The sequence below is a fragment of the Bradyrhizobium sp. UFLA05-125 genome (assembly GCF_059803515.1).
Genome location: NZ_JBANBJ010000015.1, coordinates 47,561 through 59,242, shown reverse-complemented (window position 1 = coordinate 59,242; position 11,682 = coordinate 47,561). Strand labels below are relative to the sequence as shown.

Below are 11,682 nucleotides of genomic sequence, written 5' to 3'. Positions count from 1 at the left end.
GAGGAGGGAAATCCTGATCCTCGACTAGGAGTACCTTCAACCATTGGCAAACTGGGCAAGTTCCCGGCCGTCCGAGCGATCCGAACTACGGTCTGCCGTCGCTTTACACGGTTGCAAGCATCAAAGTACTGAAGAGCACAGCGAGTGAAAGAAGGGAAATACTTGCCATCGGCCATCGGCAAAGAAGATCGTTGCCCTGTTCGATGAGGTCGCCGAGCGCGATGCAGCCTTTCCGGAGCGAACAAACCGGGCGCATGACAAGCCTCCAGGCTGTGGGAGACGCGAGCGAATGAGCCCCCGGGCGGGCGAGGAATGCCAGTACGGTGCCTCCGAAAACGGGGACAATAGCTTTCGACAGCGGCGCAAAGTTCAACCCGCTTGGCGCCGTGTCGTACGCAGCCGGAAGGTAACTTCCGAAGGGCACGAGGCCGAGCAGGAGCGAGCCGAAAGCCAGCACAAGCGGCGCCAAGTCCCGAATTCGTGGCACCGGGCTCGAAAGAGCAATGAGGTTCGGCGAAGGTGCGAACGCATGCGCCAGGACAAGCACAACATAGGCGGCTGTGAATATCCCGCTGGCCTGGAGCACAATTGCCCACCACCATTGTCCCTTTTCAGCCGCGGCTTGCAACAGCAGATCTTTGGCAACGGAAGCGCCGCTCGGCTGTACGCCCATCAGCGCAATTCCGCCGAACGCGAAAGCCAGGGTGCTGAGGGGGAGTGCTCGCGCAACACCACCTAACCCTGCGACGCGGTCATGACCAAGTGCTCCGTAAATCGATCCGCTGGCCATGAACATCGCCGCCTTTGCCATGGCGTGGGTGATGGTCTGTAGCATTCCTCCTGCCAGGGCATCGCCGGCCTCCAGCCTGTCCGACGCATCCAGTGCCAGCGGGAACATCAGGAAGAGATAGCCGATCTGGGCCAGGGTCGAATAGGCGATCAGGAGTTTCAGCCGCTCCTGCCGTAGAGCGACAAAGCTTCCGAGCACGATTGCCGTTGCTCCCAGCGCTCCGAGTAGCTGGGTAGCCGCGAAGCCAGGCAATGCCGGCATCAACTGAAACCAAAGTCGTGCGATGATGAAGAAAGACCCTTTCACGACGAGGCCCGACAGGATCGCGCTGGCGGTCGCCGGAGCGCCCGCGTGGGCGGACGGCAGCCAAAGATGCAAGGGAACGAGTGCAGTCTTGGCAAGAAGGCCGGTCGTCATCAATGCAGCGGCGATGAGCGTGCCCGGCTGCGCGTTGGCGCGACGTGAGAGCAGCACGACGTCGAGTGTGCCATAGAGACCATAGAGCAGGGCCGTGCCCGCCAGATAAAGCACCGACCCAAGCAGCGCGAAGAGCAGATATCGCAACGCCGCCTGGAGTGTCTCCGAACGGCCGTCGAGCGAGACCAAGGGCACAGCGGCGAATGTCAACAGTTCCAGGGCGACATAAAGCGTGAAGAGGTCTCCCCCCACGAAGATCGTGTTCAGCGCCCCCCATATTGCCAGCAGCAGAATCCAGAATGCGGCCGGTGCCCGCGCCGCCGCTGCAGGCCGAAAATCAGACGCGCCATAGATGGCGACCGCAGAGATCACGACCGCCGTCGCTGCAATCATCACAGCTGACAGTCCGTCCGCACGCAGCGCGACGCCAAGCGGTGGCACCCAGCCGCCGAGCAAATAGACGAGGTGACCATCGTTCTGCGGCAACGCCAGCAGAATAGCCACAGCGACCGCCAGCCCCAACGGCATGACTGCGAAGGCAACCAGCCGGACGTGACGGTCACCGAGAGCGAAGGCCAGCACGACGCCCGCGACCGGCAGGACGATCGACAGCACCAGCAGGAAGCCGTTTGCCGTCGTCGCCAGCGCGGGAGCAGCGGGCAGCATCAACCACCGGAGGCGTCGGCGCGCCGGCCCATGCGCGGCGCGTCGCTGCGCAGTGTCGTGGAGCCGGAGGTCTGGAACAGCCGCAGCAACAGGGCGATCGCAAGGGCTGTCGCGGAGAACGCAACGACGATCCCGGTAATCACCAGGGCCTGCGGCACCGGATCGTTGCCAAAGCCCGCCGCAGCGCCCCGGCGTCCGATGATGCCGAACAGGAGGAATACGCCGCTGCCGAGCAGGTTGAACGCGATGATCTTGCGCAGCGGCTGCGGGTTCGTGATCAGGCCGTAGAGCCCTAGTCCGACCGCGGCAGCCGCGCTCAATCCGAATACCGTCACGGCGCTCATCGCTGCACACTCCGTTCCGGTGCGCCGGCGAGCAGCAGGGCGAGCGTGGCCGCAATCGTCAGCAGCATCGCGATCTCGATGCCCAGAATCAGCGGCTTGGCGAAGGCGATCGGATAGGCAAGAAACGCCGAGCCGAAGCAGAGCCCGCCAAGACCGATGAGGAGGAACAGGCCGGGCCCGGCCACGAGGACAAGTCGCAACCGTCGGCTGCTCGCAGGCGGCGTGTCCGCCAATCCCGCCATGATGACCAGGAGCCACATCGATGCCAGAACCGCGCCGCCCTGAAACGCGCCGCCCGGATGATCGGCGCCGGTCCACAGGATGTAGATGCCGATGACGATACCGGCGGGCGGCAAGAGACGCGCAAGAAAGGCGAGAACGCCATTCGGATCGGCTTCGTGGCGGGGTCCCGGACGGCCCCCCCAGGCCTGATCCGATGCGAGCGACCAGACACCGATGGTGGCGAGCAGGAGCACGACTTTCTCGAGCATGGTGTCCATCCCGCGGAACGCCATCAGCACGTTGGTTACGGGGTTGGCGAGGCTTGTCGCCGAGGCATTCGCGACGGCTGCCGGCGCGAGCGTTGGTGCGGGATCAGGCAAGAGCAGGATCAAGATCGCTAGTGCGGCAGCGACTGCCGCGGAGAGTACAGCCCCGCCGAGACGCACCATCCGGCTCGGTGTTTCCGTGGTCGTCGCCTCTGTGTCCCGTAGCCGGGCGGCGGCACCCAACAGCACGATTCCACCCAGGCCTCCGCTAATTGCGGCCTCCGTCAGGGCGACGTCAACGGCGTCCAGACGCACCCAGATCAGCGCAACCAACAGTCCGTAGGCGACAAAGCCGACCGTTGCCGAATAGGTCTCGCGTACGGCAATCGTCCAGAGGGCGAGGCCTAGTACCACGGCGGCGAGCACGATCTCGAAGACTGTCGCGATGCTCATCTGGCCGATCCGCTTTGGCGCGCGCTACGCGCGATCAATTGGGAGACGGTTGCGCCTGCCAGCAGCGCCAGCAACCAGATGCTGATCAATTTCAACCCGTCACGCAGGCTTGCTGCCTGCGGGAGCAATCCGAGCACGACGAAGCCCAGGCCGAGATTGTCCGCCTTGGTGAGCGCATGCAGACGGGTCAAGGTGTCGGGAAAGCGAAGCAGGCCGACGGTGCCGGCCAGAAAGAAGAAGGCGCCTGCCGATACGCTCGCGATCGTTACGATGTCGCCTGCGAGGCTCATGGGCTGTCTGTTGAATCGGCTTCGAGGCGCGAAAGCCCCTTCTTGACGAACGCGATGGATGCGAAGGTGGCTAGCAATGCCAGGATCAGCGCCACGTCGACGGCAGCCGGCACGCCCGTGACCGTGCCAAGCAGCAGCAGCGCAGCGATCCCTCCGGTCCCGATCAACTGCGCCGACATCATGCGATCGGCGTCCCCCGGACCGCGCAAGATCGACACCAGCCCGAGCGCCAGCATCGTCAGGATGAAGCCGACCGCTGCGGTTAGAAAATCAGTCATTGTACAGAGCTCGAATGAGCGCCGCTTCCTCTGCGGCAAGGTCGGCAAGCACGGGCTGTTCGACGTCGAGACAATGATAGAGGATATCTCCGTTCCTCTCCCCGGATGGCACCGTTCCCGGCAGCAGGCTGGTAAACGTCGTGAACACGTTACGTCGCATGCCGGGCGAAAGACGGGTTGGATAAGCCACGAATCCCGGGCGGAGCGGCAGCCGGGGATCGAGCGCGCGTCGTGCAACGTCCAATCCGGCGACGACGGAGTGGTACAGGAAGAGCAGCGCCAGTCGGGCAATCGCATTGAGCGAACGCCGCGATGGGCTCGGCTTCAGCAGGTGCAGGCTCGTCCAGGTTGCGGCCGCCACGGCGGCCGCCGCGGCAGGAAGATCTGCCGGCCTGGCACCGGCCAGCACGAGCCAGAGACAGAGGAACAATGCGGCCCGCGAGATCACACTCGACCACACGCCGCCATTCGTGATGCCCGAGCGTGCATCTTGGTCGCCTGAGGATCCCGTCATGTCGGCTTCCTCGATCGCCCGCGGATCACGCACCGGGCTCGGCCGTGTCTTGAACCGGCCTTGCACGCTGCAACGACGGACGATTGCATCATGCGCCATCGGTGGAACCGGGGAATATCGGGTGATTGCCTGATCGCGTCCCGGGAATCTCCTAGGGTCCGAACCCTGGCTAACCACGATTCCATCCGGCCACACCGAGTAGAATTACCGATGTTGACGGCCGGGCCCTTCAGCAAAAATGCCGGAGACAACACCGGGAACCCGCAACCTTCGGAACCGCTGATCGCCCGGCAACCACTCGATTCCGGAACGCGAAGGGCCCAGCTTCATGTGCGGCTGCCGAACGACGTCTCGTCAGGTCTTCCTGTTGACGCTTGCGGCAGCATCGTCGCTGCTGCTGGCGGGCTGCGGAAGGCAAGACGAAACGAAAAATGTGCCGCAGCCGCGCCCGGTTCGCACCGAGACGGTCGAAAAGCGCGAGGCCCGTTCGCCAGTGACCTTCACGGGGCGCATCGAGGCCGAGGACGAAGTGAGCGTCGCATTCCGCATTTCGGGGCGCCTGCTCGCGAACGACACCAAAATCGGTGATCGGGTCGAGGCGGGACAATTGCTGGCTCGACTGGAGTCGCAGAATGAGCTGAACGCGCTGCGTCAGGCAAAGGCTGGTCTTGCTGCGGCCCAGGGCCAGTTGACGCAGGCGCGCAACCACTATGAGCGCCAAGAGACCTTGCTGGCGCAGGGCTGGACCACGCGGGCGAACTTCGAGGCGGCGACGCAGGCCCAACAGACTGCCCAGGCGCAGGTCGATGCGGCCGAAGCCCAACTGAACTCCGCGAACGACCTCGTCAGTTTCACCGAGCTTCGCGCCGACGCGCCGGGCAAGATCACCGCGACAGGACCGTCGGCCGGCGAGGTTGTTCAGGCCGGGCAAATGATCGCGAGGATCGCGCGGCAGGATGGCCGTGACACGGTTTTCGACGTTCCCGCTCAACTGGTCAGGTCGGCACCGGCCGGCGTGGAGGTGATTGTCAGCCTGGCCGACGATCCGAGGGTCACGGCGCGGGGACGCATTCGCCAGATTGCAGCGCAAGCCGATCCCGTCACCCGGACGTTCGAGGTCAAGGTCGGCTTGACCGATCCTCCCGCGGCGATGCAGCTCGGCGCAACCGTGAACGGACGCGTCGAAACCAGCTCGGGACCGGTCATCGACATACCGGCATCGGCGCTGACCCGGCTGAACCAGCAGCCCGCTGTGTGGATCGTCGATCCCGCGACCAACTTGGTTTCGGCGCGCAACGTCGAAGTCCTGCGCTACGACCAGGCGCAGGTGATCATCTCGCAGGGCCTGGCCGCCGGTGACATCATCGTCACCGCGGGCGTTCAGGCGCTGCACCCGGGCCAGAAGGTTCGCGTGCTCGGGTCGGAGCCATGACCGGTTTCAACCTCTCCGAATGGGCGCTCAAGCACCGCTCGCTGGTCGTCTATATCATGATAGTCGCGGTGGTTGCCGGGTGCCTGGCGTATTTCCGGCTGGGCCGGAACGAAGATCCGTCCTTCATTATCAAGACCATGGTCGTCCAGGCCGCCTGGCCGGGAGCCTCGGCCGAGGAGACCATGAAGCAGGTTACGGAGCGGCTCGAACGCCAGTTGCAGGAAACGCCGCATCTGGATTTCCTGCGCAGCTTCACCCGGGCAGGTCTCACCACGATCTTCGTCAACCTGAAGGGAAGCGCGAGCGCGAGGGAAGTCTCCGATACCTGGTATGAGGTGCGAAAGAGCGTCGGCGACATGCGTCAAACCCTGCCGGCCGGCGTGATCGGTCCGGGCTTCAACGACGATTTCGGCGATACTTTCGGGATCATCTACGGTTTTACCAGCGACGGCTTCACGCAGCGCGAGTTGCGGGACCATGTCGAGGACATCCGCTCCCGATTGCTGCAGGTCCCCGACGTGTCGAAGATCGAGCTGCTCGGTGTGCAGGACGAGGTGATCTTCGTCGAATTCTCCAAGCAGGAACTCGCCACCCTGGGCATCGATCGCGCGGCACTGCTCGCCGCACTGCAGGCGCAGAACATCGTGCGGCCCGCAGGCACGATTCAGACGGGCAAGGAGAGCATCTCGGTCCGGGTGTCGGGCGGCTTCTCGTCGGAACAGGATATCGCGAACGTCAATTTCGTGGCCGGCGGCCGCATGATCCGCCTGAGCGACATCGCGCGGGTGCGGCGCGGCTACGTCGATCCTCCGCAACCGATGTTTCGGGTCAATGGTGATCCGGCAATCGGGCTCGCGATCGCAATGCGTGACGGCGGCGACATTCTTGCGCTCGGCAGGAACATCAAGAAGGCGATGGCCGAGATCACGGCAAACCTTCCCATCGGAATCGAGCCGATCCTGGTGGCCGATCAGGCGGTCGTGGTGGACGGCGCGATCGGCGAGTTCATGACGTCGCTCCTGCAGGCAATCGCCATCATTCTCGCCGTGAGCTTCATCAGCCTCGGCGTTCGTCCAGGCCTCATCATCGCGCTTGCCATCCCGTTGACGCTCGCGATCGTCTTTCCGATCATGAAGCTGATCAGCATCGACATGCAGCGGATATCGCTTGGCGCTCTCATCATCGCGCTCGCGTTGCTGGTCGACGATGCGATGACGACCACGGACGCCACGCTAAACCGGCTGGCGGAAGGCGACAGCAAGATGGAGGCGGCGACGTTCGCGTATCGCAGCCACGCCTTTGCCATGCTCGCCGGCACGCTCGTGACGATCGCGGGCTTCATACCGGTCGGCTTTGCCGCGAGCTCGGCCGGCGAGTACACGTTCTCGCTGTTTGCCGTGGTTGCGATCGCGCTCCTGGTGTCGTGGTTCGTGGCTGTGATCTTTACGCCGTTGCTGGGCGTCGTCATTCTCGTTCCGCCGAAGCAGAGAAGCACGGCGGCGCCCGGCAGGATATACGGCTTCTACCGGAGCTTTCTCTCGGTCGCCATGCGCGCCAAATGGCTGACGATCGCGATATCGCTTGCGCTGTTCGTTGCGTCCATTCTGGCTCTGCCATTGATCCCGCAGCAATTCTTTCCGTCGTCCGATCGGCCAGAATTGCTGGTGGATCTCAGCCTGACGCAGAATGCGTCGATCTACGCGAGCGAAACGGCGGCGAAGCGCCTCGATACGGCCTTGGCCGGAGATCCGGACGTCCATCATTGGAGCACCAATGTGGGACGCGGCGCGATCCGCTTCTATCTGCCGCTCAACGTCGAGCTGCCGAACAATTTCTTCACCCAGGCCGTGGTGGTGGCAAAGGATGTTGCGGCGCGCGAGCGCCTGCACGCGAAACTGGAGCGCTTCCTGGCGGAAGAGTTTCCAGGCGCGGTTTCGGCCGTGTCTCCTCTGGAGCTCGGTCCGCCGGTTGGCTGGCCGCTGCAATATCGGGTCAGCGGTCCCGACGTGGAGAAGGTACGGGAGATCGCGCTGAGGGTCGGGCAGACCATCGCCTCCAACCCCAACGCGAAAAGTGTCAATTTCGACTGGATGGAGCCCGACCGCCAGGTGCGCATCCGCGTCGATCAGGATGAGGCGCGCTTGCTTGGATTGAGCTCGCAGGCGATCGCCGGCGTGTTGAACACCGTCATATCCGGTGCAACTGTGACCCAGGTCCGGGACGACATCTATCTGGTCGATGTCGTGGCACGAGCACTCGATGAAGAGCGGGTCTCGCTGTCCACCCTGCGTACGCTCCAGGTGCCGCTCCCGAGCGGGAAGACGGTGCCGCTCAACCAGTTTGCGACATTCGAATACCAGCAAGAATATCCCCTGATCTGGCGGCGCAATCGCGTTCCGACCCTGACGGTCCGTGCCGACATCACCGGCGGCGTACTCCCGGGCGCCGTCGTGGACTCACTGTCGCCCGCCATGGAGAAGCTGAGGACCACGCTTCTCCCTGGATACGATGTGGTCGTCGGCGGGACCGTGGAAGAGAGTCAGAAGTCGCAGGCGTCCGTCATCGCGGTCGTACCCATGATGCTGTTCGTCATGCTCACGGTTCTCATGGTTCAGTTGCAGAGCTTCCCGCGATTGCTGATGGTCTTGAGCGTGGCGCCGCTCGGGATGATCGGCGTGGTAGCCGCGTTGCTGCTCTCGGGCAGGCCGATGGGCTTTGTCACAATTCTCGGCGTGCTCGCGCTGCTTGGCATGATCAGCAAGAACGCCGTGATCCTCATCAGCCAGATCGACGCGGAGCGTGCGCAAGGCAAGGGTCCCTGGGAGGCGGCCGTAGATGCCAGCAGCTCGCGATTTCGGCCGATCATGCTGACGGCCGTATCGACCGTTCTCGGCATGATCCCTATTGCGCCGACCGTATTCTGGGGACCGATGGCCGTCGCCATCATGGGCGGGCTTCTGGTTGCGACCGTTCTGACACTCGTTTTCCTGCCGACATTGTACGTGACCTGGTTCGGTCAACAAGGACGAAGCTAGGATTGCGATCGCCTGAAGCCGGTGTCCAGCGAGGGGAATCCTGATCCGCGATTAGGTAATCACCCGATGTTCCCTGTGACATCGACGGCGCATAGTCGCAACCCGAAGGTGCTGGAAGACGCTGCCGGCTGTGCGAGGCCTCCATGACCGCGACGTCATCGACGCAAAAGCTTTCGCTGTTCGCGCTGACCGCGATGGTGGTCGGATCGATGGTCGGCTCGGGCATCTTCTCGTTGCCGCGGACCTTCGGTATCGCAACCGGCCCGTTCGGAGCCATCTTTGCTTGGTGCATCGCCGGCGGCGGCATGTTCACACTGGCCCGCGTCTTCCAGTCGCTGGCCGAACGCAAGCCCGATCTCGATGCCGGCGTCTATGCCTATGCGAAGGCGGGATTTGGCGACTATCCCGGTTTCCTGTCCGCGCTCGGCTACTGGTCCGGGAGCTGCATCGGCAACGTGTCCTACTGGGTTCTGATCAAGTCGACGCTCGGCGCGTTCTTTCCCGTGTTCGGCGATGGCAACACCGTCACCGCGATCATTGTCGCCTCCATCGGCATCTGGCTGTTCCACTTCATGATCTTGCGCGGCGTGCAGCAGGCGACCGCGATCAACACCATTGTCACCATCGCCAAGATCGTGCCGATCCTGGTCTTCATCGCGATCCTGATCTTCGCCTTCAAGGCGGACATGTTCCGCGCCAATTTCTGGGGCGGCGAGGGCATGCCGGACAAGAGCCTGTTCGAGCAGATTCGCGCGACCATGCTCGTCACCGTGTTCGTCTTTCTCGGCATTGAGGGCGCCAGCGTTTATTCGCGCTATGCCAGGGAGCGTTCCCATGTCGGAGCCGCAACGATCCTTGGCTTCGTAATCGTGACGACCCTGATGGTGTTCGTCACCATGCTGCCCTATGCCGTGCTCCCGCGCGCCGAGATCGCGGACATGCGGCAGCCGTCGATGGCGACGGTGCTGGAGGCGGTCGTCGGGCACTGGGGCGCCGTCTTCGTCAGTATCGGACTCCTGATTTCGGTGTTGGGCGCCTATCTTGCCTGGTCGCTGATCTGCGCCGAAGTGCTCTCTGCCGCCGGCCGGACCCGAGACATGCCGGCGGTGTTCGGCACCGAGAACGCGAACAAGGTGCCGGCCGCGGCGCTGTGGTTGACGAACGTGGTCGTCCAGCTCTTCGTGATCAGCACCTATTGGTCGCGAGACGCGTTCGCATTCATGCTCAATTTGACGAGCGTCATGAATCTCATCCCGTTTTTCCTGGTTGCCGCCTACGGGCTCTTGCTGGTCAAGCGGGGCGAGACCTACGAGAAACGTCCGGACCAGCGCAGGCGCGACCTGATCTTCACCGGCATCGCCGTCGTCTACACGCTTTTCCTGATCTATGCGGCTGGGATGAAATACTTGCTGCTGGCCGCCATTCTCTACGCGCCCGGTACGGTTTTGTATTTCTGGGCTCGCCTGGAGCAGAAGGCAAAGGTCTTTCAGCCGGTCGAATGGATCATCTTCATCGTGGCCGTGATCGGCGCCGTGGTCGGAATTCACGGATTGGTCACCGGCTACATCACCATCTAGGCAAGGCAGCCCCCATGGCAAAGCAAGCTTCGGACTCCTCCACTGCTTTCGGCGTGCATTCTGAGGTCGGACAGTTGCGCAAGGTGATGGTCTGCTCGCCTGGCCGTGCCCATCAACGCCTCACGCCGTCCAATTGCGACACGTTGCTGTTCGACGACGTGTTGTGGGTCGACAACGCCAAGCGCGATCATTTCGATTTCGTGCAGAAGATGCGCGACCGCGGCATCGAAGTGGTCGAGATGCATAACCTTCTCACCGAGACCGTCGCGATCCCCGAGGCCAGGAAATGGATTCTCGATAATCAGGTCGTTCCCAACCAGGTCGGGCCGGATCTCGTCGATGACCTGCGCGCCTATCTGGAAAGCCTCAAGCCGCGTGAACTGGCCGAAACGTTGATCGGCGGTGTTTCGACCTACGATTTTCCGGACGCCCATGGCGGCGAGACGCTGCGGCTCATTCGCGAGGCAGCCGGGATGACCGAGTATCTGCTGCCGCCGCTGCCGAATACGCTGTACACGCGGGATACGACCTGTTGGATCTATGGCGGCGTCACCCTCAATTCGCTCTACTGGCCAGCGCGGCATGAAGAGCCGATCCTCGCCACGGCCATCTACAAGTTCCATCCAGATTTTGCGGGCAAGGTCAACGTCTGGTGGGGCGATCCGACCCAGGATCATGGTCTTGCCACGCTGGAAGGCGGCGACGTCATGCCGATCGGTAAGGGCAACGTTCTGATCGGCCTCAGCGAGCGCACCTCGCGGCAGGCGATCAGCCAGCTTGCGGCTGCCTTGTTCAAGAAGAAGGCGGCGGAGCGCGTGATCGTGGCCGCAATGCCCAAGCTCCGCGCAGCGATGCATCTCGATACAGTGTTTACCTTCGCCGATCGCGACTGTGTGCTGATCTATCCCGACATCGTCGATACCATCAGGGCGTTCTCTTACCGGCCCGCTAGCAACGCCACCGGCATCGAACTGCGCAAGGACGACAAGCCGTTCGTGCAGGTCATTGCGGAGGCGCTGGGCCTGAAGAAGCTCCGCGTCATCGAGACCGGCGGCAGCGCCTATATGCGCGAGCGTACGCAGTGGGACAGCGGCGCCAATCTGGTCTGCGCGTCGCCCGGGGTCGTATTCGCCTATGACCGCAATACCTACGCCAACACCTTGCTGCGCAAGGAGGGGATCGAGGTCATCACCATCGTCGGCGCAGAACTCGGCCGCGGCCGGGGTGGCGGTCATTGCATGACCTGCCCGATCACTCGGGACGCAGTGGACTATTAGGGGCGGACGGGCTCGGGCGCTTGGGTGTGGTGCGGAATATGTTTCCGCCACCACACCCCCCCGTTTGACGGCGTTTTAGTCTCTGTTGCATCGATGTTGAGCGTCGGTTCGCGGCCGATTT

The 11,682-nt window shown here is 63.2% G+C and carries 10 protein-coding genes; 4 read left to right on the top strand and 6 right to left on the bottom strand.

The window, feature by feature from the left end; genetic code table 11:
- Positions 1-103: 103 nt before the first annotated feature.
- The 6 genes from SO156_RS16350 to SO156_RS16325 all read right to left on the bottom strand — a co-directional run bounded on the left by SO156_RS16350 (position 104) and on the right by SO156_RS16325 (position 4,240).
- The gene (locus SO156_RS16350) at positions 104-1,735 is read right to left on the bottom strand and encodes a complex I subunit 5 family protein (RefSeq protein ID WP_498535559.1); all 1,632 of its coding nucleotides are present in this window, start codon (positions 1,733-1,735) and stop codon (positions 104-106) included.
- Between the two features lie 137 nt (positions 1,736-1,872).
- Complete coding sequence (locus SO156_RS16345; RefSeq protein ID WP_498535503.1) at positions 1,873-2,217, bottom strand: NADH-quinone oxidoreductase subunit K; 345 nt, start codon at positions 2,215-2,217, stop codon at positions 1,873-1,875.
- Entirely contained in the window at positions 2,214-3,158 is a 945-nt protein-coding gene (locus tag SO156_RS16340) for an MnhB domain-containing protein (protein WP_498535502.1), read from the bottom strand. Before SO156_RS16340 ends, SO156_RS16345 begins: the two co-directional genes overlap by 4 nt.
- Complete coding sequence (locus tag SO156_RS16335) at positions 3,155-3,448, bottom strand: cation:proton antiporter (protein ID WP_498535501.1); 294 nt, start codon at positions 3,446-3,448, stop codon at positions 3,155-3,157. The genes SO156_RS16340 and SO156_RS16335 overlap by 4 nt, the downstream gene beginning before the upstream one ends.
- Positions 3,445-3,726 (bottom strand): MrpF/PhaF family protein, encoded by a 282-nt coding sequence (locus SO156_RS16330; protein ID WP_458150349.1) that lies wholly within the window; start codon positions 3,724-3,726, stop codon positions 3,445-3,447. The genes SO156_RS16335 and SO156_RS16330 overlap by 4 nt, the downstream gene beginning before the upstream one ends.
- Positions 3,719-4,240 carry a Na+/H+ antiporter subunit E gene (locus SO156_RS16325; RefSeq protein WP_458150350.1) on the bottom strand — a complete coding sequence of 174 codons (522 nt, stop codon included), beginning with the start codon at positions 4,238-4,240 and terminating at the stop codon, positions 3,719-3,721. The genes SO156_RS16330 and SO156_RS16325 overlap by 8 nt, the downstream gene beginning before the upstream one ends.
- 328 nt (positions 4,241-4,568) lie before the next feature.
- Between SO156_RS16325 and SO156_RS16320 the strand changes: the two genes are divergently transcribed.
- The 4 genes from SO156_RS16320 (at position 4,569) to arcA (ending at position 11,561) form a co-directional block, all read left to right on the top strand.
- The gene (locus SO156_RS16320) at positions 4,569-5,672 is read left to right on the top strand and encodes an efflux RND transporter periplasmic adaptor subunit (RefSeq protein WP_458150351.1); all 1,104 of its coding nucleotides are present in this window, start codon (positions 4,569-4,571) and stop codon (positions 5,670-5,672) included.
- Positions 5,669-8,707: an efflux RND transporter permease subunit gene (locus SO156_RS16315; protein ID WP_498535500.1), complete on the top strand. Its 3,039-nt coding sequence runs from the start codon at positions 5,669-5,671 to the stop codon at positions 8,705-8,707. Before SO156_RS16320 ends, SO156_RS16315 begins: the two co-directional genes overlap by 4 nt.
- 143 nt (positions 8,708-8,850) lie before the next feature.
- Entirely contained in the window at positions 8,851-10,284 is a 1,434-nt protein-coding gene (locus SO156_RS16310) for a basic amino acid/polyamine antiporter (protein WP_498535499.1), read from the top strand.
- Between the two features lie 14 nt (positions 10,285-10,298).
- Positions 10,299-11,561 carry an arginine deiminase gene (arcA, locus tag SO156_RS16305; RefSeq protein ID WP_458150354.1) on the top strand — a complete coding sequence of 421 codons (1,263 nt, stop codon included), beginning with the start codon at positions 10,299-10,301 and terminating at the stop codon, positions 11,559-11,561.
- Positions 11,562-11,682 lie beyond the last annotated feature (121 nt).